22 protein-coding genes and 3 pseudogenes are annotated in these 23,863 nt (G+C 68.2%); 7 read left to right on the top strand and 18 right to left on the bottom strand.

From position 1 onward, the window contains the following. Positions 1–90 precede the first annotated feature (90 nt). The 6 genes and pseudogenes from ACZ7L6_RS07815 to ACZ7L6_RS07790 all read right to left on the bottom strand — a co-directional run bounded on the left by ACZ7L6_RS07815 (position 91) and on the right by ACZ7L6_RS07790 (position 6,855). Positions 91–1,542, bottom strand: a complete 1,452-nt coding sequence (locus ACZ7L6_RS07815; protein WP_471921094.1) for an MFS transporter — start codon at positions 1,540–1,542, stop codon at positions 91–93. A gap of 241 nt (positions 1,543–1,783) precedes the next feature. After that, a pseudogene (locus ACZ7L6_RS07810) lies at positions 1,784–2,113 on the bottom strand (ISAzo13 family transposase); the annotation flags it as partial. Positions 2,114–2,177: 64 nt separating this feature from the next. Beyond that, on the bottom strand, positions 2,178–3,107 hold the full coding sequence (locus tag ACZ7L6_RS07805) for an amidohydrolase family protein (RefSeq protein WP_471921093.1): 930 nt from the start codon (positions 3,105–3,107) through the stop codon (positions 2,178–2,180). 435 nt (positions 3,108–3,542) lie between these two features. Next, positions 3,543–4,754 (bottom strand): S8 family peptidase, encoded by a 1,212-nt coding sequence (locus tag ACZ7L6_RS07800; RefSeq protein ID WP_471921092.1) that lies wholly within the window; start codon positions 4,752–4,754, stop codon positions 3,543–3,545. A gap of 374 nt (positions 4,755–5,128) precedes the next feature. Then, on the bottom strand, positions 5,129–6,073 hold the full coding sequence (locus ACZ7L6_RS07795) for an LLM class F420-dependent oxidoreductase (protein WP_471921091.1): 945 nt from the start codon (positions 6,071–6,073) through the stop codon (positions 5,129–5,131). Further along, a complete protein-coding gene (locus tag ACZ7L6_RS07790; RefSeq protein WP_471921090.1) occupies positions 6,070–6,855 on the bottom strand; it encodes an ABC transporter ATP-binding protein in 786 nt (261 codons plus the stop codon). Before ACZ7L6_RS07790 ends, ACZ7L6_RS07795 begins: the two co-directional genes overlap by 4 nt. A 301-nt stretch (positions 6,856–7,156) precedes the next feature. Here ACZ7L6_RS07790 and ACZ7L6_RS07785 point away from each other — a divergent pair, with 301 nt between their 5' ends. Further along, positions 7,157–8,182: an ABC transporter substrate-binding protein gene (locus ACZ7L6_RS07785; protein WP_471921089.1), complete on the top strand. Its 1,026-nt coding sequence runs from the start codon at positions 7,157–7,159 to the stop codon at positions 8,180–8,182. A gap of 42 nt (positions 8,183–8,224) precedes the next feature. Continuing rightward, complete coding sequence (locus tag ACZ7L6_RS07780) at positions 8,225–9,073, top strand: ABC transporter permease (protein ID WP_471921088.1); 849 nt, start codon at positions 8,225–8,227, stop codon at positions 9,071–9,073. Between the two features lie 213 nt (positions 9,074–9,286). Here the strand turns inward: ACZ7L6_RS07780 and ACZ7L6_RS07775 are convergent, their stop codons facing one another. The 3 genes from ACZ7L6_RS07775 to ACZ7L6_RS07765 all read right to left on the bottom strand — a co-directional run bounded on the left by ACZ7L6_RS07775 (position 9,287) and on the right by ACZ7L6_RS07765 (position 12,478). Then, a complete protein-coding gene (locus ACZ7L6_RS07775) occupies positions 9,287–10,492 on the bottom strand; it encodes a M6 family metalloprotease domain-containing protein (protein WP_471921087.1) in 1,206 nt (401 codons plus the stop codon). Between the two features lie 52 nt (positions 10,493–10,544). Beyond that, a complete protein-coding gene (locus tag ACZ7L6_RS07770) occupies positions 10,545–11,810 on the bottom strand; it encodes an alpha/beta fold hydrolase (RefSeq protein WP_471921086.1) in 1,266 nt (421 codons plus the stop codon). Between the two features lie 521 nt (positions 11,811–12,331). Then, positions 12,332–12,478 carry a hypothetical protein gene (locus ACZ7L6_RS07765; RefSeq protein WP_471921085.1) on the bottom strand — a complete coding sequence of 49 codons (147 nt, stop codon included), beginning with the start codon at positions 12,476–12,478 and terminating at the stop codon, positions 12,332–12,334. Between the two features lie 565 nt (positions 12,479–13,043). Between ACZ7L6_RS07765 and ACZ7L6_RS07760 the strand changes: the two genes are divergently transcribed. Continuing rightward, complete coding sequence (locus ACZ7L6_RS07760) at positions 13,044–13,511, top strand: hypothetical protein (RefSeq protein ID WP_471921084.1); 468 nt, start codon at positions 13,044–13,046, stop codon at positions 13,509–13,511. Here ACZ7L6_RS07760 and ACZ7L6_RS07755 read toward each other — a convergent pair. Beyond that, positions 13,481–15,841, bottom strand: coding sequence for an NB-ARC domain-containing protein (locus tag ACZ7L6_RS07755; protein WP_471921083.1), 2,361 nt, complete (start codon positions 15,839–15,841; stop codon positions 13,481–13,483). The genes ACZ7L6_RS07760 and ACZ7L6_RS07755 overlap by 31 nt on opposite strands. Next, positions 15,838–16,128, bottom strand: coding sequence for a hypothetical protein (locus ACZ7L6_RS07750; RefSeq protein ID WP_471921082.1), 291 nt, complete (start codon positions 16,126–16,128; stop codon positions 15,838–15,840). The genes ACZ7L6_RS07755 and ACZ7L6_RS07750 overlap by 4 nt, the downstream gene beginning before the upstream one ends. 927 nt (positions 16,129–17,055) lie before the next feature. On the opposite strand from ACZ7L6_RS07750, the gene ACZ7L6_RS07745 reads away from it, so the two are divergent. Then, positions 17,056–17,454 carry a hypothetical protein gene (locus tag ACZ7L6_RS07745; RefSeq protein WP_471921081.1) on the top strand — a complete coding sequence of 133 codons (399 nt, stop codon included), beginning with the start codon at positions 17,056–17,058 and terminating at the stop codon, positions 17,452–17,454. 327 nt (positions 17,455–17,781) lie between these two features. On the opposite strand, the gene ACZ7L6_RS07740 is transcribed toward ACZ7L6_RS07745, so the two are convergent. The 6 genes and pseudogenes from ACZ7L6_RS07740 to ACZ7L6_RS07715 form a co-directional block, all read right to left on the bottom strand. Then, positions 17,782–18,219 carry a DUF4259 domain-containing protein gene (locus ACZ7L6_RS07740; RefSeq protein WP_471921080.1) on the bottom strand — a complete coding sequence of 146 codons (438 nt, stop codon included), beginning with the start codon at positions 18,217–18,219 and terminating at the stop codon, positions 17,782–17,784. Positions 18,220–18,273: 54 nt separating this feature from the next. After that, positions 18,274–19,002: a hypothetical protein gene (locus ACZ7L6_RS07735; protein ID WP_471921079.1), complete on the bottom strand. Its 729-nt coding sequence runs from the start codon at positions 19,000–19,002 to the stop codon at positions 18,274–18,276. Positions 19,003–19,131: 129 nt separating this feature from the next. Continuing rightward, positions 19,132–19,731: a hypothetical protein gene (locus ACZ7L6_RS07730; protein WP_471921078.1), complete on the bottom strand. Its 600-nt coding sequence runs from the start codon at positions 19,729–19,731 to the stop codon at positions 19,132–19,134. Between the two features lie 522 nt (positions 19,732–20,253). After that, positions 20,254–20,395: pseudogene (locus ACZ7L6_RS07725) on the bottom strand (IS256 family transposase); the annotation flags it as partial. Positions 20,396–20,420: 25 nt separating this feature from the next. Continuing rightward, positions 20,421–20,897 (bottom strand): SUKH-4 family immunity protein, encoded by a 477-nt coding sequence (locus ACZ7L6_RS07720; protein ID WP_471921077.1) that lies wholly within the window; start codon positions 20,895–20,897, stop codon positions 20,421–20,423. A gap of 159 nt (positions 20,898–21,056) precedes the next feature. After that, on the bottom strand, positions 21,057–21,428 hold the full coding sequence (locus ACZ7L6_RS07715; protein ID WP_471921076.1) for a hypothetical protein: 372 nt from the start codon (positions 21,426–21,428) through the stop codon (positions 21,057–21,059). A gap of 430 nt (positions 21,429–21,858) precedes the next feature. On the opposite strand from ACZ7L6_RS07715, the gene ACZ7L6_RS07710 reads away from it, so the two are divergent. Both ACZ7L6_RS07710 and ACZ7L6_RS07705 read left to right on the top strand, forming a co-directional pair. After that, on the top strand, positions 21,859–22,335 hold the full coding sequence (locus ACZ7L6_RS07710; RefSeq protein WP_471921075.1) for a hypothetical protein: 477 nt from the start codon (positions 21,859–21,861) through the stop codon (positions 22,333–22,335). A gap of 47 nt (positions 22,336–22,382) precedes the next feature. After that, complete coding sequence (locus ACZ7L6_RS07705) at positions 22,383–22,604, top strand: hypothetical protein (protein ID WP_471921074.1); 222 nt, start codon at positions 22,383–22,385, stop codon at positions 22,602–22,604. Positions 22,605–23,053: 449 nt separating this feature from the next. On the opposite strand, the pseudogene ACZ7L6_RS07700 reads toward ACZ7L6_RS07705, so the two are convergent. Then, a pseudogene (locus ACZ7L6_RS07700) lies at positions 23,054–23,469 on the bottom strand (pentapeptide repeat-containing protein); the annotation flags it as partial. 105 nt (positions 23,470–23,574) lie between these two features. On the opposite strand from ACZ7L6_RS07700, the gene ACZ7L6_RS07695 reads away from it, so the two are divergent. After that, entirely contained in the window at positions 23,575–23,862 is a 288-nt protein-coding gene (locus ACZ7L6_RS07695) for a hypothetical protein (RefSeq protein WP_471921073.1), read from the top strand. Position 23,863: the final 1 nt, after the last annotated feature.

Raw genomic sequence — 23,863 nt, 5'->3', positions numbered from 1 at the left:
GTGGTGGCCCACCAGCAGCGAGTACGCCGAAGCGGCGGCCCGGAGGCCGCCGCTCACACCTTGCGCATCACGGCACTTCCGCAGGAGCGCTCAGTGCTCCGCCCGGGCGTCCGCCGGAGCACCCTTGTCGATCATCAGCCGGCTGGTCGCGAAACTCACCACCACCAGTACCACGGCGACCAAGAACGCGACCTGGACAGCATGCAGCGCGGCCGAGGGGCCGCCGCCACCGGCACTGTCCAGATAGACGCTGCCGAGGACAGCCACCCCGAGGGTGGCGCCCAACTGCTGTACGGCGTTCAGCAGACCGGCGGCCGAGCCGATCTCCTGCGGCCGGAGCGGCTGGAGGGCGATGGTGAAGAACGCCGGGCTGAACAGACCGACCCCGAGTCCGACGACCCCGAGCGCGAACAGCAGCGGCGTCGGGTACGTGTGCGGGTCCGCCGCGTGGTAGACGGCGACGGCCGCGACCGCGCCGACCAGCAGGACGGCGAGTCCGAGGGACATCATGCGGTGTCCATGGCGCTTGACCAGGTACGCGCCGGCCACCCAGGAGGCCACGGCCAGGCCCACCGACCATGGGGCGAGGGTCAGCCCCGCCTTCAGCACGTCGGTGCCCAGGCCGAGTTGGAGCTGGAGCACGATGACCATCATCAGACCGTTGGTGACGGCGAAGAAGGAGGCCGACGTCACCAGTGCTGCCGAGAAGCCGCCGTGGGCGAACAGACTGGGTTCCACCAGCGGGCTGCGTCCGGCGGCGGCCACCCCGCGCTGGTGCACCGCGAACACGGCCATCAGGCACAGCCCGGCCGCGATGGCCGTCCAGCTCCACCGGGACTGGGCGTTCAGATCGGCGCCGATCAGCGGGTGGACGACGAGCCCGATGCCGGCCATGGCCAGCAGCGTGCCGGTCAGGTCGAGGGTGGGGCGTTCGGGTGCGCGGTTCTCCATCAGCCTGGGCGAGATCGCGAGGACGACCAGGGACACGGGGATGTTCACCAGGAACGCCGCGCGCCAGGAGGAGCCGAACAGGTCGGCGTGGGTGAGCACACCGCCGAGGACCGGCCCGCAGACGGCGGCCAGGCCCATCACCGGGCCGATGGTGCCGAGCGCCTTGGACATCTCGGGACCGGCGAACATCGTCTTGATCAGGCCGATCGTCTGGGGGATGATCACGGCCGCCGCGGCTCCCTGCACCACCCGGAAGGCGATCAACAGCCCTGCCGTCGGTGCCACGGCGCAGGCGGCGGACGCGACCATGAACCCGGTGACGCCGATCACGAACAGCCGCTTGCGGCCAGCGATGTCACCCAGCCGGCCGCCGGTGATCAACAGCACCGCGAACGGCAGGGTGTAGGCGGTGGTGAACCACTGGATGTCGGACACCGAGCCACCCAGATCGGCGTGGATCTTCGGTGCGGCGACCTGCACGATGGTCGCGTCCAACAGGTTCATCGCCTCACCGAGCAGCAGGGCGGTGAGCGCCGGCCACCGCCATCGGTACGCCGTAGGAATCGGCGTCAGCACACGCTCAGCAGTCATCGGGGGTTCCTCTCCACCGTTGTCGACACACCGGCCCGGCCCCGGCCGACGGGGCGTGCGGGCCGACCACGACTCAGCGTGGGCGTGGCGGAACGGAGTGCTCCAGCCAGAGCAGGGAGATGGTGGATTCCTTCCATCGGTGCCGCTTGTGGTGTCGATTTCCCACACCTCGATCGGGTGCGAAGTGGATCGTCGCCGACAGCGGCGTCCACACGTGAGGCAGGGCACGCGTGCAGGCTGAACCTTCCTCCCGCAGCAGGCCCGCGACTGTGTCGGCGGAGATCAGGTGGCCCTGCCGGGTCAGCTCCGCTGCCAGCTTCCGGCCTCCGCCTGCTCGGCGCACCCGCCCCAACGGGGCCCGGTCGGACTCGAGTTCAGCCACCCGACTCGAGACCGTGCCCTCCCGGACTCCGGCCGCGACGGCGACGAGCCTGATCTCGCCAGGTCCCAGCGACCGCGCCTGGGCTCCTATGGCCAGCCGGAGCTGAGGCTCGTGCAGGTGTGGTGACAACGCCTCGAACCTCGCAGTCAGGGCTGCCTCGGTCCCTCCGTTCTCCCCGTACCACGACAACGATCCCCGCAGACGGAAGCCACGACGTGTTGCCCGGCAAGCCCTTAGGAGTCGAGGCTTTTCATCACAGTCCGAACAGCGTTGCCGCGTTGTCGTGGCACACGGCTTGCAGCCACTCCGGCCCGAGGCCGAGCCGCTCCAGAGCGTGGAGCTGGTGTACGTACGGGTAAGGGATGTTGGGGAAGTCGGAACCGAGCAGGATACGGTCGCCGAGCCCGGCGAGCCGAGGCATGGCACGGCGGGGGAACGGCATGAATTCCGCGGTGAAGTCGGTGAACGCCATGGTGGTGTCCAGCCGGACCTGCGCGTACTGCTCGGCGAGGCCGAGGAAGTCCTCGTACTCGGGCATCCCCAGGTGCGCGACGATCAGCCGCAGCTGCGGGTGTCGCGCCAGCACCTGTGCGATCGGCTCGGGGCCGGTGTGCTTGCCGGGCGCGGGCCCGGAGCCGCAATGGATCACCACGGGGATGCGAGCCTCGGCCAGCAACCCCCATGCCTGCCGGAGGAGTTCGTCGGCCGGGTCGTACGCCCCTACTTGTACGTGCGCCTTGAACACGCGCGCACCCGCTTCGACGGCCTCGCGAACGTACGTCTCGACACCCGGCTCGGGGTAGAGGGTGGCGGTGTGCAGACACTCCGGGGTCCGCCGGGCGAAGTCTGCCGCCCAACCGTTCAGCCACCGGGCCATGCCGGGCTTGTGCGGGTAGAGCATCGAAGTGAACGCTCGAACGCCGAACTTGCGCAGCACAGCGGCCCGTTCCGCCTCCTGCTGCCGGTAGCTGATCGGCCACTCCAGGCCGCCGGTCAGCGGCCCCTGCGCGTCGAAGTATTGCCAGACCTTGTGCAGGACGCGCTCGGGCATGAAGTGCGTGTGGACGTCGACCAGCCCGGGAAGGCCGAGCCCGTTCCAGAAACGGCGGACCTCACCGGCCTCTGCATCCAAGGCCACGTCGCTGGTTGCGTCTCGCGAACCTGTGCGGCTGGCAGGTGCCATACGGTGATCGTTCACGTCTCCCACGATCAGCCCTGGCGAGGGGGTCGGTCCAGCCCCTTTCCTCCTGGCAGCGTGAGTGATCCGTCACCAGAGCCACTGCTCCGGGTGGGCTATGACACGGACCGACGCCCGGTGACAAATCCGAATGCGTCCCCGCGGCGCAGTCCCGTCCGGGTGAGATACGCCCCAGCGCGCGGGCGATGCTCCAGCTCGCCGTGGGTGACGCCACGCGAGGAGTCGGCGTAGGCGACCCACTGCCCCGCCGGCTCGGCGTGTACCGGGGGAATGCGAGCGACGCGGCAACTCCCGTCACCCCTGCTGCGCACTTGCCCAGCGCCGGGCACCACTCCTTGCCACGACGCGGCCCGGCGGTGCCGCTGCGCACGCGCTGGCGGCACCGCCGGGCCCGGTGTCCTGTGGAGCTCTACTGTGGCTCTACTCGGTCACCTTCAGCAGCTTGTTGGCCGTTCCGCTGCTCGGGTTGGTGATCTTGTCAGCGGTTGCCGCGCCGGTGAGTGCGGTGGCGACCTGAGCGGGCGTGGCGTCCGGGTGACCGGCCAGGTAGACCGCGGCGGCTCCAGTGACGTGGGGGGTGGCCATGGAGGTGCCGGAGATCGTCTTGGTTCCCTGGTCGCTGTCGTTCCAGTCGGAGGTGATGTCCGAGCCCGGCGCGTACAGGTCCACGATCGAGCCGAAGTTGGAGAAGTCCGACTGGGCGTCGTCCTTGGTGCTGGACGCGACCGTGATGGCCTCGGGGACCCGGGCCGGTGAACCCTGCCCCGCGTCCGCCGACTCGTTGCCGGCGGCGACCGCGAAGGTGACGCCCGAGGCGATGGCCTTCTTGACCGCCTCGTCGAGAGCGGGATCCGCGCCGCCGCCGAGGCTCATGTTGGCCACCGAGGGGCCCTGGTGGTTCTGGGTCACCCAGTCGATGCCCGCGACGACCTGCTCGGTGGTGCCCGAGCCGTTGTCGTCGAGCACGCGGACCGCGACGATCTTGGCCTTCTTGGCCACACCATGGGCGGCACCGGCGATGGTTCCCGCCACATGGGTGCCGTGGCCGTTGCCGTCGTCGGCGTTGTCGTCGTTGTCGACGGCGTCGAACCCGGAGGCGGCGCGGCCCTCGAAGTCCTTGTGGCTGATGCGTACGCCGGTGTCGATGACGTACGCGGTCACTCCTTCCCCGGCCTTGTCGGGGTAGGTGTACTTGCTGTCGCCGGCCGTGTCGTTCTGGTCTATGCGGTCCAGGCCCCAGGAGGGCGGGTTGTCCTGGGTGGCATTGGTGTGGAACTTCTTGTTCTGGACCACCTTGGACACCGCGGGGTCGGCCGCGAGGCGCTTGGCCTCCGTCTCGGTCAGGCTTCTGGCGGAGAAGCCGTTGACCGCCGAGCCGTATGTCCGGCTGATCTTGCCTCCGTACTCGGTGGCCAGGTCCCGCTTCTCGGCCGTGGACGCCTTCTGGTCCAGGAGGACGATGTAGCTGCCGGCCACGGCTCCTTCGGCGTTCAGACCGTAGACCTTGCCCTCCGCGGGCTGTCCCGCCTGAGCAAGGGGGGACACGTAAAGGCCGGTGCCGACGACGGTTGCGACGGCCGCGATCGCGGTGACGATCTTGGCCTTGCCTGAGCGTTTGTGATGCGCCGTCAAGAGGGGTCTCCTCGTGAAGTGGGGGGATTTGCGTTCGAACGGCAGCGCTGCGCGTGCAAAGGAGAGTGCCGACTTGTCGCGAGCAGATCAATCTCTTGAAGTGGTCCCCACGCCCGACAGCTGGTCGATCTCCACAGGATTCACGCACACTTGAAGCAACCCGATCACAAACGTGCAGCCCTCAACGCTGGTTGAATCACCAAGGAACGGTCCAGGATTATCTGTGCCGATCTCTTCACCGTCTGCTCACGTGCGGTGGTGTTGCGCCACACCTCGCACAGCGCGTGCGGTGTGGTGGGCAAGGGAACAGAGGCGCGGCGCGGCCACACGGTGTTTCTACGGTGGGCCGACACACACCCGGCACCCGGCACGCCCTACAGCTGCGGGAGCACCTCACCGGCGATCAGTTCCAGGTGGTCGAGGTCGTGGAAGTCGATCAGTCGCAGATGGACACGGCTCGCGCCGATCGCGGAGAACTCGCCGAGCCGCTCCACGAGCTGGGCCGGGGATCCGACCACCGGATCCTCCGGCGGCAGCGCGCTCTTGACGTGCAGCGGTGCGGCCCGCCGTCGCACCTCCGCGTCGGTACGGCCGATGGCGACCACGACCCCGGCCGAGAGCACCAGCGGTGGCCGACCGGCGTCGGCCCGCCCGGTCCGGTCGCACGCCTCGGCCACCCGCTGGTACGCCCGGGCAGTCTCCGCCACCGACTTGAAGGGCATGTTGAACTCGTCGGCGTACCGAGCGGCCAGCTCCGGGGTGCGCTTGGGACCGCGGCCGCCGACGATGATCGGCGGCGCCGGCACCTGCACGGGCTTCGGCAGGGCGGGCGCGTCGGCCAGTTGGTAATGGTCGCCGCGATAGCTGAAGCTCTCGCCGACCGGTGTCCGCCACAGGCCGGTGATCACCGCCAGCTGTTCCTCCAGCCGGTCGAAGCGCTCCGGGGCGGGTGGGAACGGGATGCCGTACGAGGTGTGCTCCCGTTCGTACCATCCTGCGCCGAGGCCCAGCTCGACCCGCCCCCCGCTCATCCGGTCGACCTGCGCGACCATCACGGCAAGCGGGCCCGGCAGCCTGAAGGTGGCCGGGGTGACCAGGGTGCCCAGCCGGATCCGGGAGGTCTCCCGGGCGAGCGCGGCCAGCGTGAGCCAAGCGTCGGTAGGGCCGGGCAACCCGGGATCGGCGCCCATCGCCTGATAGTGATCGGCCCGGAAGAAGCCCTCGAACCCGGCGGCTTCGACGAGTCGCGCGAAGCGCAGCTGGTCCTCGTAGTCGGCGCCGCGGTGCGGCTCGGTGAAGACGCAGATCCGCAGGCTCATCGCCCCTCCGGTTCGGCCGACGTGGATATGTCCCGTTCCATCAGCAGCTCGTGCAGATCGGCGCTGCACCGGGCCACTTCGTCCAGGTGCGCGGTGCGGCCCAGCGTCCTCGGCCGGGGAACGGCGACGTCGACGATCTTGCGGATCCGGCCCGGGCGCGGGCTGAGCACCACCACCCGGTCGGCGAGGAGCACGGCCTCGTCTGTCGAGTGGGTGACGAAGACGACTGTGGACGAGTTCTCGATGTGGATGCGCTGGAGTTCCACCGCGAGGTCCGCGCGGGTCAGCGCGTCGAGTGCGGAGAACGGTTCGTCCATGAGCATCACCCGGGGCTCGCCCATCAGCGACCGGCACAGTGCGACGCGTTGCTGCATACCCCCGGAGAGCTCGTGCGGCCGGTGCTTCTCGAAGCCGCTCAGTCCGGCCGTCTCCAGCAAGCGCTTCGCCCGCACGCGGTGCTCGGCCTTGTCCCAGCCGAAGATCTCCACGGGCAGCAGGACATTGTCGAGGACCGACCGCCAGGGCAGCAGTGCCGGCCGCTGGAACAGCATGGCGACATCCCGCCGGGCTCCGGTGACTCGCTCGCCGCCGATGGTGATCTCGCCCTCGGTGACCGGCAGCAGCCCGGCGATCAGCCGGAGCAGTGTGGACTTGCCGCACCCGGATCGGCCCACCACCGCCACGAACTCACCCTCGGCGATGTGAAGGCCGATGTCCTGGAGCGCCACCGTCGAACCGGACCGGCTGGTGAAGCTCCGGGACACACCGGTGAGTCTGATCATCCGGCGGTCTCCCCATCCACTGGTGATATCCACTGGCGATCGCCATGCCGGCCGGGTCCTAACGCCCAGCCAGGCTACCTGCGGCAGGCCGCTCTGCGGTACCTGTCGTCCTGTCGGCGCATGCCCCAACGCCCCACACCTGGCCCACAACTACCCATCCCTCGTACGCTGTTGCCCGCACCAAGTGTCATGCCCTCGACGGTTCCGTCAGCCGTTCCGTCTCATCCGGCTCGTCTGTCTCGTCTGTCTCGACGCCCCTCCGCCGGCGCAGTCGGTGGTCGGAAAGGACAACACTGTGCGCATGATCAGGTTCGTCCGTACGGTCGCCGCGGTAGCCCTGACCACAGCGCTGGCGCTGGTGGCGGGTTGTGGCGGCTCGGATTCCGACGCGGGTGCCGGTGAAGACGGCAAGGCACTGAAGAAGGTGACCTACCTGACCTCGTTCGGCAACTTCGGCCGGGACTCGTACGCCTGGGTCGCGAAGGACAAGGGGTTCTTCGAAGAGGCCGGCTTCGACGTGGAGATCAGGCCGGGCCAGGGCACCGGCGGCGTGATTCCGGCCGTCGCGAGTGGCCGGGCGCAGTTCGGCCCGATCGACCTGACGGGAGGGCTGCTGCACATGGGCAGCGGTCAGGCGAAGGACTTCGTCGCGGTGGCCGCCATCCAGCAGCGCACCATGGCCGCGATCGCCACCACCGAGGGCAGCGGCATCGCCACTCCGAAGGACCTCGAGGGCAAACGGCTCGCCGACACGCCCGGCTCCGTCGTACGCAATCTCTTCCCGACGTACGCCCGACTGGCCGGCGTGGACGCCGACAAGGTGACCTGGGTCAACGGCGAGGCCCAGACCCTGATGGGCACGCTCGCGAGCGGCTCGGTGGACGGCATCGGCCAGTTCGTGGTGGGTAAGCCGACCATCGAGGCGGTGACGAAGAAGGAGGCCGTCCTGCTGCCGTACAGCGACGTGATACCCGACCTCTACGGAAACGTACTGATCACGTCGAAGAAGATCGCCGAGCAGGACCCGGAGATGGTGAAGCGGTTCACCGATGCGCTGCTCAAGGGCCTGGAGTACAGCCTCGCCAACTCGGAGGAGGCCGCCGAGATCCTGGAGCGGAACGTGGACGCCACCAACCCGACCGCCGCGGCCGCCGAGTTGGACCTGATGGCCGAGTACGTCAGGCCGGGCGGTTCCGGCACGGCACTCGGGACGCTGGACTCCGCGCGGGTCGCGAGGAGCATCGCGATCCTGGAGCGCGCGGGCGCCCTGCGGCAGGGCATGACCCCTGAGAAGATCATCGACTTCGACCTGGTGCCGAAAGCCTGATCGCGCCGCGCTGGAGAAGGGCCGCGCTGGGAGAAGGATGGGATGACCGACCTCTCGAAGCCGCATCAGTCCCCCGCGGCGGACCCGGAGCCAGTGCCGGTGTCGCGTGACGGTCCACGGCGCAGGACGGGCCTCGGTGCCGTACTGCTGCCCATGGCCGGGCTGCTGGTCGCGCTCGGTGTGTGGTGGCTTCTCACCTCGGTGCTGGAGGTGATCCACCCGGCTGTGCTGCCTCCGCCAGGTGCCGTGCTCTCGGCTTTCGCCACAGCCCCGGCCCAGTTCCTGGAACACGCCGGCGACACCACGGTGGAGACGGTTGCCGGCTTCGTTCTCTCCAGCGCCTGCGGTGTTCTGATCGGACTGTCACTGGCGGGCTCACGGGTATTGGAGCGAATGTTCACGCCGCTGCTGGTGGCTGTCAACGCGGTTCCGAAGATCGCGCTCGGGCCGCTGTTGGTGGGGGCGCTCGGCTGGGGGCAGAAGCCGGTCCTGACCATGGTCTTCCTGCTCTGCTTCTTCCCGATCGTGCTGTCCACCGCGGCCGGCCTCACCTCGACCCCTGCTGACCTGGCGGAGTTGGCACGCTCACTGGACGCCTCGCGCTGGCAGGCGTTCCGGAAGGTACGGTTGCCCGCCGCACTGCCGCAGATCTTCGTCGGGCTGAAGGTGGCCATGCCTCTCGCCGCCATCGGCGCGGTCATCGGCGAGTTCCAGGCCGGTGAGACCGGGCTGGGCTATCTGATCGTGCAGGCGGGCGGGGTCGGCGACACCGCCACCGCCTGGGCCGCGATCATCCTGATCGGACTGATGAGCATCCTGCTCTACTTCGCTTTGGTGCTGTTGGAACGGTTCGCGTTGCCCTGGGTCAGGGACACCACCTCGCGCGGCTGAACCGGCTGGCTCGTGGCTGGGTCTGATGAGCCGGAGCCACGCCGACCAGGGGCCGGAGCACGCCGGATCGCGCGGCGACCGGATCACCGCGGAGGCATGGTGGCGCACGATCCAGCCACGCTGTTCGCAGCGCCGCGTCGGGGTCGGTGTACATCCGACAGCGGCCGCAGGCAGTGTGAGGCTCCTGGGACTCTGCTGCTGAGACCTTTCGAGTTACGGCTTGCCCATGCGCACCGTGTCTCCGGACGGACCGCCCCTGCGTACGTCGATGTGGATGCCGGTCGCCTGATCGGTGAAGGATTGGCCGGGTGCGAACGCGGCCAGGTCCAGGGGGGCGCAGCCGCTCGGCGGCGTCGTGTCCGGGTTGGCGTTGATGACGCGGACGGGGCCCTCGCCGGTCTGGGTCGCCGAGTCGACCTTGTAGATCAGTACGCCTGTGGAGCAGGCGGAGCGGTCGTTGTACTCGGCCCTGCGGGACTCCGCCACATAGGCCGTCGTCTCGCCGGTGCGGATCACGGCGATCTTGGTGCCGCCGGGACGCTCCACCGGTGTGAGCCGCACGGTCCGCGTGCCGCTCGTGGCAAGACAGGCGACCTGGCTGTCGCGGATCCAGCCGAGTTTCCAGGAGTGCCAGCCGAGGTACTGCGGCGCGGGGCCGGCGATGTTCCCCATGAGGTCCCAGCCGCCCACGTACCGGTGGGTCTCACCGGTGAAGGCATAGAGGTCGGGCAGGCCGAAGGTGTGGCCGGTCTCGTGGGCGGCGACCTTGTACCCCCAGCGCCACATGTCCTGGCCGAAGGTGACGGCCCATTTCACGCGGGTGCCGTCGGCGGTGACGCCGGGCGTTGCCGGGTCGTAGAGGTAGGTCGGGGAGAAGGAGATCGCGCGCGCCGACTTCGCCGGGACGACGTAGACCATGTCGTAGCGGGAGAAGTCCACGAACGGGTCGGCCGCCGTGACCGCGTCGCGCAGGTAGCGCTCGTGGGTCTCGAAGGTGATGCCCCGGTCGAAGCCGTAGGACGTGGAGGCCGAGGGCATACGGATCCACTTGCGGTACGGCGTCGCGATGTCGAGCCGTGCGCGGCCGTAGGAGGCCGTGCGCATCCAGTCGGCGGCGGGGGCCAGATGGGCGGCGTAGGCGTCGGTGGAGTCGGTGGCCGGAGCGTCCGGGAAGTCCACGAACAGGGTCAGCACATGATGGGTGCCGGTGGCGCGCCGGAACTGGGTGTGGTCGGTGGCGTGGCCCTCGTCGGTCCAGCCGGTTCTGCCGGGCAGCGCACAGTCGGCCGCGGTGGACGGTGAGTTGGTCTCCTGTTCCTGCGCTGTCGCTGTGGTGGGAGTGGTCAGGCAGGCGGCGAGGGCGGCGGCCACGGCGAGGGACCGGGGACGCGGACGGGGACGGGGTGGCGGGATGGCCATGGCTCTCCTCTGTGTGTGCTGTTCGGTGCGGTCAGCGCGGTTGGGTGGTGCGTCAGGCGCGGCCGGCGGCCACGTCCATGAGGCGGGTGAGGACGCGGCCGCCGGACGCGGTGAGTCCGTCGTGCTCCCACTCGTTGGTGACCCAGACGCGGGTGGCGCCGACCTCGCGCGCGGTGCGCAGCGACAGTCCCGCATCGACGTACATGTCGTCGTGGTACACGACGGCGGCCAGCGGGACCTCGTTGGCGGCCAGGCGGGCGGCGTCGTACAGCGGCGGCCAGTCGGTCCGCCGCGCGAGGAGGTCGGCGGCCTGCGCGAAGGGGCGCAGGGTGCGGATGTCCTGGAACATCCAGGGGTAGATCATTTCGCCGGTGAGCAGGAGTGTCTGCGTGTCCTCGGCGAACTCGGGGAAGGCGGCGAGCGCGTGGGAGGCCGCCCAGCCCGTGGGTGCGCTCCCCTGCCCGTACAGCGTCTCCTGGAGTACGGCGAACAGCGGGTTGTCCGTGAACCCGGTCAGGCCCATCACCTGGTGGAGGAAGGTGCCGGTCAACTCGCCGCGCTCGTCCAGGGCTTCGTCGAGCAGCCAGTGCACGCGCTCGAATCCGTCGCCCATGCCCAGGGCGAGGCCGAGGGTGCGCAACCGCCGGACGGTGAGGCGGTCTCCGTCGGGCAGGAGCACCTCGTCTTCGGCCAGGCGGCCGGCGATGCGGCGCAGGAGACCGGCGTCGTCGGGGTAGCGGTCGTAGTACTCCAGGACGCGGTCGCGTACGCGCGGATAGGTGCGGGCGTACACGTCGCCGGCGGTGGCGGTGAGCCCCGGCAGGCCCCCGGCCACATAGCACGCCGCCAGCCCTTCGGGGGCCTGGGAGAGGTAGGTGAGGGTGACGAAGCCGCCGTAGCTCTGGCCGAGTGTCTCCCAGGGCCGCTCGCGGCACAGTTCGCGGCGTATCAGCTCCGCGTCCGCGACGATCGCATCGGCCCTGAAGCGGGCGAGGTACGCGGCGAGTTCGCCCGGATCCGGGAACCGGGTGGCGGTGTTGGCGGTCACGGGGGTGGAGCGGCCGGTGCCCCGCTGGTCGAGGAGCAGCACGCGGTGGGTCTTCAGGGCCTGGTCCAGCCAGCCGGGCGAACCGGCCGACGGACGCGGCGACTTGCCGCCCGGCCCGCCCTGCAGATACAGCAGCCAGGGCAGGTCGTCGCCGGCGCGGGCCGGATCGGCGACTTCTCGGGCGAAGATCCGGAGGGTGGGGCCGCCGGGGTCCGCGTGGTCCAGTGGGACGGTGAAGGAGTGGTCGACGGTCGCGTACGCGGGGTTCATGGCCTTCTTTCCCGAACCTGCGCGGCCGGTCGGCGGGCAGGTGCGTGGAGGGCAGCGGGGTGCCGGATGACATGTGACGTGTGACGTCGCCGCCAGTGTGTGGCGGCCCGATCCGCCCGCAGAAGCTCCCGCTTGGCCATAACCCCGTGTTATGCGAGGTGGCGCGCTCATGGTGCTGCGCGGCCAATCTGCGCGTCCGGGGCAGGTGCGGGCTGCTCGGGTAAGCCTGGCCATGGCTGCCTGGCCTGCAGATGCTGGAGCATCGCGAAACCTGCGCGCTGGACTTCACGGAGTGCACGGTCCTCGCGAGCACGTCGAAAGAACCAGGTCGTGGGGAACGCTGGCGCTGAAGCCGGCACACCACAGATAGGTAGCGCCCGGGACGGGTCCGCCCACGCCTGCCAGCCCAGCAGGTCGGGGCGCGGGCCGGCGTCCTGAACGAGCGGCGGCAGCATCTCCAGGGACACGCTGGAGCAGAACCCAGGGTCTATGGCGGTAGTAGGCCGATCCACGTCGCGGATTCAGCCCCAGGCACCGCGGACGTCGAGGACGGTCTCCGGCCCCTCGAAACCGACGTCGTGCGCCTCACGAGCGTCGATCGCCACGAGGAGATCGGCCAGCCCCTCGTACGCGACGCCGGTGTTGAGGTAGGCGCTCCCCTCCGTCATCACGGACGTGCTACCAAGGCGTGCGCTCAACTGCCCGGCCACGGGAAGTCCGCCCAGCTCGAACGGGTAGGCCGCGAGGATCCACTCGGCACCGTGCAGCCCGTCCGGGCTGACTTACAGCAGGCTGTCGCGGGCAGTGGGCCACATGCGCCAGCCGAGGCCAGCCAGAGTCTCGCCGATCCGATCGGCAAGAGCACCGTCGTCACCGGCCAGGTGGCGCGGGGTGACCCAGTTCACCGGGTTCGGTGAGCCGGGCTGTGAGGGTTCGTTGGGGGGTGGTGCGGTTGCAGGGGCGCCTCCGCGGGCTCGGGGCCCCTATGACTTTGGTCAAGGGGCAATGGTGGTTGGCGGTTGGTAGAAGGTGCCGTCGCGGAGCATGGCGAATAGGACGTCGCCACATCCACATTACGAAGAGCCTCCCGACGTGGGAAAACGCCGGTGGTCATGCCCCTAATCAGCGGTCTGTCAGTGCCTCCGGAGCTGGTGACACCACCCCCCAGGCCATGCACTCGACAATGGGAGGTAGTCATGCCAATTCCGAAGGCCGGTAGCCCTGTTGCGGGCTATGAAGACGGTAATGGGGGGTGTTGGCGCCCCGGTCTGGCTGACGGTGATGGGGTTGCTGGAGGAGCGGGAGGCCGCTACCCCGGTGCGAATGGAGGAGCTTCAGGCGGAGGCGGATCGGATCCTGGCTGAACTCGCTGCGGCCGAGCCGGCGTTGGAACGCCAGGTGATCGCTCGGGATGTGCTGGCCGAGACCCTGACCGCCCTCGAAGACGGGGCCGTGCAGGAGGTGCCGGAGCTGGTGTCGGCGGCCCTAGCGGTGGAGCTCCTGGCCGCGGCGTCGATCGTGCCGTACTTCGGAGAGGGGATGACGGTCCAGGCGCTCGCGCCGGACTATCGGCGGATCGTCGAGAGGCTGGAGTCGGGCTCCCGTGGCGGCGAGGGGACGATGGCCAAGCAGATCGCGCGCAGCCTCGCCGCCGAACGCCCCGATCCTGCTCAGGGATCATTCGGTTCATCAACCGAATGATCCCCTACGTCCAAATCTCCGATGATCAAGTCGCCAGCAACCCTCACGGTGGTGGCGGCGTAACGGTCCCCCAGGCGCAGATTCGTCGTAAAGGTAGGGGCGGGGTGGCGGTCCACCAGGTGCAGGTGAAGAGACAAAAGGTCATCGGCGATCATCACCTGGGCACTATGTTTGAGAAACCCGTCCTCGGCGATCGTCACCTGGGCGCCCCCTATGTCCTGGGAGTCCGGGTCCCCGAGGATGATGTCTCCGTATCGGGTGGTAATCGTGTGGGGGGGACTGTAGCCCAGTGCCCGCCTCAGATCGGGCGCAACTTCAACCAGGGCTGCCTCAGCACCCGCCGTGTCCCCGGCCTCCCCTCGCCAGCCAGCCAGGTTGCACTTGGCGATGACGGTCCACCCATCGTCGGGGCCGAGTACCTGCATCAGATCGGGCAGCAGTTCGGCGATGGCCGCTGCGGCCCCCGCCGCGTCCCCAGCCAGCCCCTGAAAGCGGGCGAGCAGGTGACGCGCATACAGGGTGTTGAGGTGATCGGGCCCCAGTACCCGCCCCACATCGGGCAGCAACTCGGCGAAGTCCGCCGCGGCGCCCGCCGCGTCCCCAGCCTCCCCTCGCCAGGCGGCGTGCTCGATACGGATGGCCAAGGTGTCCGGGTGGTCGGAGCCCAGTACCCGCATCACATCGGGCAGCAGCTCGGCAACGGCCGCCACGGTGCCCGCCGCGGTACCTGGCCCATCCCCGGCCGACCCCTGAGAGAAGGCGAGAAAGGCGCGGGCGACCAGGGTGTCGGGGTGGTCGGGACCGAATCGCTGGCTGGTGATGTCGGCCAGGCGGCGGAAGTGGTTCGCGGCGGCCCGGTATTGGCCGGCTTCGTAGAGGCTGCTGCCCATGCGGAACAGCACCGGATGAGCGCCGGACTGGCACAACGCGTCCCAGGCGTGCTGCGTGAGCGCTTTCGTGTTCGCTCGCAGGGCATCGGCGAGGGCGTCGTCTCCGTCGGCCCAGGCGCCGAAGAGAGCAGCACCAGCAGCGTGAGCGCAGAAAACGTGCTGGTTCGGGTTGAGGGTGTCGCGGACTGTGCGTTGGAGGAGCTGGTGGACGCGTACGGCCTGGTGTGTGGTGGCGGGGGTGTGGTCGATCAGGTTCAGACGGTGAAGGCTACGCAGCACGCTGACTGCTTCCTCAGGAGTGGCCTGTGTGGGCTTGCCCGGTCCGCTCCACGGCCATCGTCGTAGTCGTCTCCGCAGTGCTGCGCGGAGAAAGGCAGCGTCAGTCTGGGACCTGCGCAGGGCAAGGTACATAAGGGCAGGCGGGCTGGTGAGGACAGCGGCGGGAATGCCGTTGGGGTCGAGCATGGAGGTCAGGTGGAGCATGGGGCGGGCTAAACCGACTGGGTGCATATGGTCAGCCCGGTCGATCGACAGGGACCAGACAGCGGCAGCATTGGCAGTCTGGTCGTCGGGCAGCGCGAAGTCCTCGGGCAACAGGTCAGCCAGGGCGCGGGCGCGGTCGGCCAGCAGTCGCCGGTAGTCGGCGCAGTCCAGGTCGGTGTCGATGAGATAGGCGGCGGCCTGAGACAGAGCCAGCGGCAGGTGCCCGAGCGCCGCGGCCAACTCGGTCATCTGCTCGAGTGGTTCGGCCCGGCCGTGGTCGGCCAGTGTGGCGGCGAGGTAGGCGCCCGACTCAGAAGCGGTGAACAGGCCCACCTGGACCAGGCGGCGGCCGCCGCCTCGAAGAATCTCGTCGCGGCGCCGTGTGGTGATGAGTGTCTGCCCGTGCGGGCTGGACGGGGGCCACAGACCGCGCAGGTCCGCCGGGTCGGCCACATCATCGAGGACCACCAGCCACCGGCAGGGTCGGCTACCGGTAGTGGCTGGCTTGGGCTCGAGCCAGGCCAGGAACTGTGCGGCGGCCCGGTCGGGCAGGGCCGCATCGGCGTCGAGAATCTCAGCTGCGGCTTGGGCGTAGGCGGTGGTGATGGCCTCGCGGGTGGTGGCGGTGACCCACACCAGCAGGTCCAGCTGGTCCTCCGTCATTGTGCGGCGGGCATAGTCGGCGGCCAGTTGGGTCTTGCCGACCCCGCCGGCGCCGGACAGCACCGCCATGCCGCCCTCAGCCACCGCTTCAGCCAACAGTCGCTCCTCGCCGCGCTGTCGGAAGCCATCCGCTCGACGGGGCAGCACTCCCACCTGGTGTGGCCACGACACCGCCGCAGACCGACGTGTGTAGAAATGGTTGTGCTGGATCGAGTGGCTGCCGGACTGGAAGGCGGTCGGTCCATGGAAGATGTTGCCCGACACCCCGTCCTCGCCTGTCCCGGAGGCGGTCATGTCCCCGATCCGAAGCGGTTGTCCTGGCGGTTGTGGTCGCCCACCTGAACGGCAGTGGGCCCGTGGAAGGTGTTACCCGACACGGCGCCCCCGGCAGCCCGGGCATGCTCCACCAGCTCGCCCAGCGCGGTAGTGAGCTCCTCGCGCTCGTCGTCGCCCGCGTCTTCCAGCAGTGTCTCGAACCGGGTCCGCCAGGATGCCTCCTGACTCACCAGCACCCGCTCGGCCTCACCTTCCGCCGCCGCGTCCAGGGCGGCCGCGGTCCGGTCCAGGCGCTCCAGCTCCACCCGCTCACGCTCAGGACTTCCCCGGCCCAGCAACCGCGCCACCCGCTGCCGAAGCGTCTCCCACGCGTCCGTACCCGCAGCCTGCACTACAGCTGTACCGCCAGCCGCAGCCAACGCCACCATCGCCTCCGCCAACATTCCCCCGGTCCCCCTTCACCGTGTGCCGACGCCGCGACCGTATCGCCCGACCCTGCCCCAGCGCCCCCTCCGCGACACATCAGGCCAAGGTTGTTCAAGGTCATACGCCCGCACCACCCAGAGAACGGTGCCCCAGCCTGTTCAACCGCACCAGACCGGCAGCCTCTGCCTGGGCGCAGCCTGGTGCGCAGGAATGCGCCGCGCAGAAGGTCGACCGGGAGGCGGATAGCTGGCCGACAACGGTCACGACTACATGCTCTCCAGGCCTTCTGCCGCCGCTGAGCACAGAGTTGGGGAATCATACGAACTGGGCGGCTGCTACAGCCCTCTACGCGTTCGCGCCCGGCAGGAGGCCTGCTTCCGCGGCCCGAGGCGATCGAAGTAGTCCTTCAAGACCTCCTCGCTGAGCTCTCCGTCCATGCTCGGCGCGGCAGCGCCCTCGAGTGATCCGGCCGCGGGGGCAGCCACAGCCAGGCTGCCGCGTGCCTCACAGTCCACGCTCCCAATCGGGGGGTGTCAGTGGTGCACCGTACGGTCCTCACATGGGTTTCACCTCGGCCTGGTCCATCACCGCCCACGACGACGCGTTCATAGAGACTCTGGCTCCGCGGCTGCTCTCGCTGATCGATTCAGAGCGGAATGAGCCGTTGGCGCCTGAGCGCTGGGATCGCTGGCTGCGAGAGCCACTGCCTGACTTTCGGACCTGGTGGGAGCCCTTCGGGCGGTCCAGCGGCTGGGAGGCGGACGCCCTGGATTCCTTCCACGAGTTGACCGCTGGAGGGGAACCACGTGCAGAAGATGTACGACAGCCTGTCGCCCGAGGATGACTTTCCCCTGCTGACGGACGTATGGGACCTGGTGACCGGGGCTGAGGACATCTTCATCTCGGTGCAGAGCAAGGAGTTCGCGCTGCGGTCCTTCTTCCACGCCATAGGCCCCGGCCGGGCCGCCTCCCTACCCGGCTGGTGCGGCAACTTCCTGCGCACCTCCGCCGAGGTGCGCGAGACGCTGCCGGCCGTCGAGCGGGCCCTGGGCTTCACCCCGCAGGAGCGCGCTGCAGCCGAGGCCCAGGACTGGCTGGACTACCGCGAGGACGAGGAGAGCGTGCTGGACGGGCCGCTCCGGATGTGGCGGCACGCCGCCGCGCACGGCCGCGGCTTGTGCGGGGTATCCGCCGTCGTTTGCTGATCAGGGCCTTGATGCCGTCTTGCCCGCCTTGCATTCGGCGAGAAGGGACCGACTCGACACCGAACATGGCACATTTCGGACGCAGCCAGGTCGCTGCCAGTGTTCGACAGCGGCACCGCATCCGCGGGGAGATTGCGGTCGTGTCGGTCGGCACATCGCTCTGGCCCAAGGACGAGACTTGCGAGGTGCCCATGGCGTTCGGGGCCTTGGTACCGGACAGCGGCACGTCGTAGACCACATCGATACCGATCACCCGGACGCTGCCTGAGTGACTCCCGAAGTCGGGCTCTGGTCCAACTTCTGTGACCCGTGACTGTGGGTGATCGCTTAGATGTCGAAGAGGGCTTCCTCTTGTGGAGGGACCGGAGGGTCAAGAACGTCGCGAAGGCGGGTGATGTCGTGGCGCCACTTCGAGCCGTTCGCAGCGTCGTCCCAAAGTTCGGCGAGTTCAGACCGCTCGGAGGCCACTTGGTCCAGAGCGTCGACGGCGAGCGTACGAAGGTCTGCGGGCAACTCTGGCAGAGGCTCTGACGGACCGTAGTTCGAGCATGTCGGTTCGCCATCCGGGTACTGAGCAGCGACCAGGGCGGCCGCGGCGACGGCTCGCTCACCGTCGGAGGTATCCAGGAAGTCCGCAGGGTCAGCGGCGCGTTTGAGCGCGCTGCGGATCATGGCTTCGCGTTCTTCCAGTGCTGCCTCGTCCAGGTCGCCTCCGAAGTCGGCGGCGGTGTCGTTATCGAAGGGGCCGATGTCCCAGGTGCCCATTTCTCTCCTTGCTTGGCTGTCTGGGGATCGTCGCATTTGCCGCCGACAGTGAGGTCAGGGGGCAAGCAGTACCCGCTTGCGCAGGAGCTTGAAGCCCGCGCGACCGTGCATCTGCCGCTTGAGCATCTTGATCCTTTTGACGCGCCCTTCGACGACGCCTGAGCTCCATGGCAGGGTCAGGCCGGCGATGACCGCATCGAGGTCGCGTTCGAGGTGCTGGGCGAATCGGCTGAGGCTTGGCAGGTCGGGGGTGGCTCGGGCGGATGCGATCCACTCCGGCAGTCCGTCGCCTCGCAGCTCGGTGACCATGTGGACGAATGAGCGCACGTGGTCGACAGGTGTGGTCAGTTCGGAGCAGTTGACCAGGACGGCCTTGAGCTGAATCCGGTTGCCTTCGGGCAGGGCATCGGGGTGGGTGAGGATCCAGCGGGTGACGGCGCGGGCCGACGGCGGACGAGGGCCGACTGGGTGGGGTTTGCCGCGAATGTTCCTGCTGACGCTGTCGCGGACGCTGGCGCAGCCGCAGGGATAGCCCTGCTCCTTGATCTCCTTCCATAATTTCCAGGCGTTGGTGCAGCCTTCCTGCCAGCGCTGGTCGAGGTAGGGCTTGTTGGCGTCGAGTCTGGTCGCGCGGTTTCTCCACTGCCCGGTGAACATTTTCTCCGGGGTGATGGCGCGGGAGAAGCGCAGGATCGTGTTGAGGGTCATCCCGAGCTGTCGGGCGACGGACCGCTTGCTGTGACCAGCGGCGAGGAGAGCGTGGATGGTGGCGTGCTTGGTCAACAGGAGGATCGTGTGTAGGGTCTCGCGGCTTGTGTCACATGCCGCCGCTGTGACTTGGGTTTTCAGCCCTGTCTCTCGTGTCGGGGATTGATCCGTCTCACGACGGTGGCGGATCCAGAGCTGGGCTCGTCACTCGTCTTCGTCGACGAAGTCGTGGGGCGGGATGGTCCATCGCATCATCGTCTCGCCCGCCTCATCGGCTTCGAGGGTGACCGGATAGACCTGACCAGCGTCCCGCTCGCCGCGGTGCCTGATCGAGTGGTCGCCCTGGTCCCATTCGATGCCGAGCACCTGACAACCGCCGACGTCGATCGCGCCGACGTGGAGCGGATGGTGCCACCCGGCCCGCTGGAAGCGGTGGAAATCGGTGTGCTCGTCGACCGAGACCATGAGGCCCTTGCCATGGAGGCGGTCGCGCCAGGCGGCGAGTTCGGCGGCACGTGCAGCCGCCTCAGCCACCGGGAGGTCCAGCCACCCGTGTGGCCCGTCGACGCCGTACTGCGCGATCCGCTCACCACCGAACTGCGCATGCGCCTCGCCCGCATACCGGCCCCAGTAGAAGACATCGGCGAGCCCGTCGGCCGGCTCGTCGTCCATTCCCGTCCACGCGTCCAGCCCTGCGGCGTCGCCGACAACCATGCCGCACCGGTCGACGGGGAGGCCCCCGAGCCGGACCGGTACCGACAGCTCCGTGGTCTCGGGCCAGAGAAGACCGAGGCTGATCTCCAAGATCGCGATCGTCGGTTCCCCGTCGAACGGAGACGGCGAGGTACTCGCCCGCACTCTCAAAGGCCGGTCGGCCGCTGCCGGGACCGCAACCGCCTCGCACAACCACTCCCGAAGGTGGCCCCCTCCGTCTGCCGCAGCCGTCCTTGCGCGCTCGGACAGAGGCTGACCCAGTTCTCGCCACTGGTCGATCCCTCCGGCCATACCAAGCACCAGCACACCAGACGGCGCATTGACAGTTCCCAGGTCGACGAAGGTCTCAGACATGCGCCGATTGTGTCTTCCGTGTACGACAAGCGTCCACGCAGGGTGTCGGTGCCCACCACTGGAAGAAGCCGGCCCCGGACTCAAGGCGACACGGAAGGCGGCGAAGAAACTGGTAGAACCGCCTCCGCATGTCGCCCGAGCCCTGCACCGATGGCCAGCGGCCTGCGCGTCCTGTGCCGGACCGACCCGGGCGGCACGCGACTTGCCTTCGCGGTCCGGATGTTGCCGCCCAATCAGCCAGAAGGGGATGGAAGCCGCGCGCTCACAAGTGACCTCGTCCACCCGGCCGGTCGTTCACCCGAAGGGCGGTCACCTCGACTGGCCCGGCCGCCGTGACCACGGTCCGGGGCCAGTGGTGACCGTTGCGGACCACCAGCTGACGCTCCCCTTGCTCGTCGGTTGTGCCGCACGCGGGAACTAGGCTCTCAACTGGCGAAGTCTCCGATCGCTACACTCCAGCGCACCTCATACCAGAAGCTGTCTTCGGTATATGCCTGTGGATCGATTCCCTTCAGATCGCTTTCAATCTCTCGAGCCACTCGTGCGTTTCTCTCGTCTTCCTCATCCTCATCGTCGAGTTCATCCAGCGGGAACCTGTTGAGAAATGCCTCAAGGCAGCTGTTGAATGCGGCGAGGGACGTGTTGACCAGGCTCACGTCGGGGTCGTCCTGGATTTGTTGCAACACATTTCCAGACGCGAGGTCTACCAGCAAGGACCCGAAGATTCCAGAACGGCCGAATCGAATCATTCTCCGATCGCCGATCGTGATGACCTCGACCGGCGCAACCGGTTGATAGACATTGAAGACTGGCTCTTCCGGAACGACGAAGGCTCCCTCCGAACCGGAGACCCAACTATCAACGTTGGACAATTCGACCAGTTGGAGTTTCCTCTCCCCCATGCCTCTCCCTCAACGTCCGCGGGCGGCCAGCTTACACTGACCTCCTGCGGGACACATCTACGAATCAGCTCGATTTGAAGAATTCCCTCATGGCCTTCGCAAGTTCAGCCTTAGCCGCATCTCTATCCACGCCGTTCCAGCGGACGGTATACGTGACATTCATGTCTCTTGTGAGCCCTTGGCATTTGTTTTGCACGGCTCGCGCTCAGAGTACATGTCTACGATTCCTTTTCCGTTGGCCTGGCGTATCACATCTTCCTCTGCGTGAGCAGCCCCCGATGTACGCCCAACGATCACGGTGCCGTCCTCGAGATGGCCGGCAGCATAGTTTCCGCCCGTCTTCTTTTCGTCCAAGAGTCGCCGAAGCGCGATGAACCTACCGAGTTTGGTGCTCCCATATCCGACCTGCCCGGTAGATGGTTCCCCTCCACCGAATGCCGCATCAGCTTCACGGAATTCCTTCCAGAGCTTGTCCGATCCGGAATTTATCAGGCCCGATCCAGCAACGACGAGTCCCGCACCGCCGGCCATGGATGGGACACCTGCCGCACACAGGACCCCTACCCCGCATTCGACGAGGCCCGTGACGATGAGGCGCCGCCCCCCGCTTCGCCGAACGCGCCGCCGATGGTCTCGATGAGACCGGACCAGAAGTCACCGTTGGACAGAGATTTTCCTTGGTTTTCCTTCTTGTCGCCCGCTCCCGTGACTATAGGGTCACTGCTTGCGTTACCGGACCTGGTGTTCCCAGAGCTGGTGCTGGCTGTGCCGCCACCCAAACCGACACTTTCGCGGGTCCCGTCATACGGACCGTCCTAGGACGGGTTGGTGTTGCCATAAGCCGGATCCGGCGCCTGGGGCCTGTGTCCGCCACGGCGGCCGCGGATGGATTCTGCCGACCGGCCTCAACCTCGCCCTGTTCATCTTCACCGTCGCGCCAAGCCTCAAGGGCCCCGGTCCCTTGGACAAGTGGCCCCAACTGGGCAGCAGTACGTCCACGTTCCTCGTTGCCGCGGTGCTGCTCGGACTGGTGATGAGCGCCCTGGGACCGCTGCTGTACCGGTTTTTGGAGGGCTACACATTCTGGCCGCGCGCAGCCTACGAGCGGAACTGCCCGGTGCAGAAGGCCCGCCGGGACGCGATGCAGGCCCGCCTGGACGCAGGCATCGGTCCGCTGCAGCGGGGGCTCCTGCGGGAGAAGATCGATCGTTTCCCCATCGCGGACGTGCAGATCGCTCCGACCCGGCTCGGCAACGCCATCCGCCGCCTGGAGGAATACGGCTACGACCGCTACCGGTTGGACACCCAGGTGCTGTGGGACGAGCTGATCACCACCGCTCCCGAACAGGCACGGCGGCAGGTCGACACCGCCCGCGCCAACGTCGACTTCTTCGTCGCCCTGCTATACGGGCATCTGGCCGTGCCGTGCTCGCCGTAACCGTCGTGTGTCTGACCGCCTTGATCCCCTTCTGGTATCGCACAGCGGTGACGCTCACCGATGACTGGGCCGTTGCTGTACGTGCTCTGGTGAACGTCGGCCGCAAACCGCTCGCCGAGGCTCTCGGCCTGGTCCTGCCTCACGACCTGGGCGACGAACGCGCCATGGGGCAGTTCGTCACCCGCATGTCGAGCAAGCCCTACGCCGAGGCCGCCACCGCCGCCCTCGCTCCCTACCGAGCCCACCCACCTGCGCCCCCAGCCCTCTGATCATCAACTCGGTCTACTGGCACGGTTACCTTGTTCCCGATCCTTGGAGCCGGTTGAGCGTCCGCGGCCAGGGCGGTTGGCTTCGATGCTCGCCGTTCTGCCCACCCCGGCCGGCGACGCCTAATGGCTGCCCGGCACCGTGAGAGTCAGAGCGATCATGGACTTGCCCATGCCAGTGCGCGAAGCGATCACGGTGAGCCGTCCGGGGCGCAGACCGCCACCGAGCAGTTCATCCAGTGCGGACAGGCCAGTTGAGGGTTTGGGCTGGTGGCCGCGGTATGGCGGCGGGCATCGCTCTTGCGGGCGTGGTTGCGGACCACGGTGTATCCGTTTCGAGGCACGCTGGCCACAGCATGCCGTGCCAACCCCGAGGGTACAGCCGACCGCCGCGTCGTCGGACACTTCGGTAGCCTCTTCGCCGCCGCGTCGGCGGCCGTACCAGCGCTGGGTTAGCGTTTCACTCGGTTTCGGACAGCCGGGACGGCCAGCCCCAGGAGAACGGGCTCGGTCAACCGGGAAGCCATCTCGATGTAGGTGCCGACGGTGGTCGGATCCTGGCCAGAGGAGCGAAACACCACCGAGTTCAGGGTGACGTTCAGGGCCTTCTTCGAAGCGCTCACTGGTGAACCAACTCCCCGTGGGATTCTGGGGGCTGTCTTTCGATCTCGAAGATGACCTTGCCGCCTCTGTCGGGCGGCACAGTGCCGGTCACCTCCTGCTTCGGGGAATCCTGAGGGAGCCCGAAGCCCATCAGCAGCACGACGGAGACGAGCATGGCGGCAACGAGCCAGCCCAGGGCGCGGGAGGCGCGCAGGCCATAGCCAGACAGCATCCAGTAGCCGTGCAGCAAACCGCTTTGGGTGCGGATCCTCTGAATTGGTGGTCTGGATCAAGTGAGGTACGGGGCGGATCGAGGTCGTCGGCCGGTCGGTGCAGATCGGCTCCGTATTGGTAGCGTGCCATGATGCTGATGAACGACATGGGCGATGACACCGACGCACGCATGGACGACCGCATGCGGTTCAACATCACGATCGGCATCGGCATGTTCAACGGGCTGATGCTGCTCGCCGGCCTCTTCTCGCCCTTCCTCCCACGCCTATTGGGCGGAGTGCTCGCCGCCATAGCCCTTGTTGGCGGCTGGCTGGCCGTGCGGGGACATCGCCGCCGTGACGGCAAACTGATCCTCATAGCCGGCGCCTGTCCGCTGGGCTGCTTCTTGGTACTCCTCGCGTTCAGCAAGATCACTAACTCGTGAC

The sequence above is a fragment of the Streptomyces sp. NPDC107522 genome, from assembly GCF_055657525.1.
This window is presented reverse-complemented; position numbering and strand designations above follow the sequence as displayed.

Coding starts and splice junctions, on each gene's coding strand:
- ACZ7L6_RS07815 (WP_471921094.1), bottom strand. CDS start 1,542: ATGACTGCTGAGCGTGTGCTGACGCCGATTCCTACGGCGTACCGATGG.
- ACZ7L6_RS07805 (WP_471921093.1), bottom strand. CDS start 3,107: ATGGCACCTGCCAGCCGCACAGGTTCGCGAGACGCAACCAGCGACGTG.
- ACZ7L6_RS07795 (WP_471921091.1), bottom strand. CDS start 6,073: ATGAGCCTGCGGATCTGCGTCTTCACCGAGCCGCACCGCGGCGCCGAC.
- ACZ7L6_RS07790 (WP_471921090.1), bottom strand. CDS start 6,855: ATGATCAGACTCACCGGTGTGTCCCGGAGCTTCACCAGCCGGTCCGGT.
- ACZ7L6_RS07785 (WP_471921089.1), top strand. CDS start 7,157: ATGATCAGGTTCGTCCGTACGGTCGCCGCGGTAGCCCTGACCACAGCG.
- ACZ7L6_RS07780 (WP_471921088.1), top strand. CDS start 8,225: ATGACCGACCTCTCGAAGCCGCATCAGTCCCCCGCGGCGGACCCGGAG.
- ACZ7L6_RS07775 (WP_471921087.1), bottom strand. CDS start 10,492: ATGGCCATCCCGCCACCCCGTCCCCGTCCGCGTCCCCGGTCCCTCGCC.
- ACZ7L6_RS07770 (WP_471921086.1), bottom strand. CDS start 11,810: ATGAACCCCGCGTACGCGACCGTCGACCACTCCTTCACCGTCCCACTG.
- ACZ7L6_RS07765 (WP_471921085.1), bottom strand. CDS start 12,478: ATGACGGAGGGGAGCGCCTACCTCAACACCGGCGTCGCGTACGAGGGG.
- ACZ7L6_RS07760 (WP_471921084.1), top strand. CDS start 13,044: ATGAAGACGGTAATGGGGGGTGTTGGCGCCCCGGTCTGGCTGACGGTG.
- ACZ7L6_RS07755 (WP_471921083.1), bottom strand. CDS start 15,841: ATGACCGCCTCCGGGACAGGCGAGGACGGGGTGTCGGGCAACATCTTC.
- ACZ7L6_RS07740 (WP_471921080.1), bottom strand. CDS start 18,219: ATGGGCACCTGGGACATCGGCCCCTTCGATAACGACACCGCCGCCGAC.
- ACZ7L6_RS07720 (WP_471921077.1), bottom strand. CDS start 20,897: ATGGGGGAGAGGAAACTCCAACTGGTCGAATTGTCCAACGTTGATAGT.
- ACZ7L6_RS07715 (WP_471921076.1), bottom strand. CDS start 21,428: ATGGCCGGCGGTGCGGGACTCGTCGTTGCTGGATCGGGCCTGATAAAT.
- ACZ7L6_RS07695 (WP_471921073.1), top strand. CDS start 23,575: ATGAACGACATGGGCGATGACACCGACGCACGCATGGACGACCGCATG.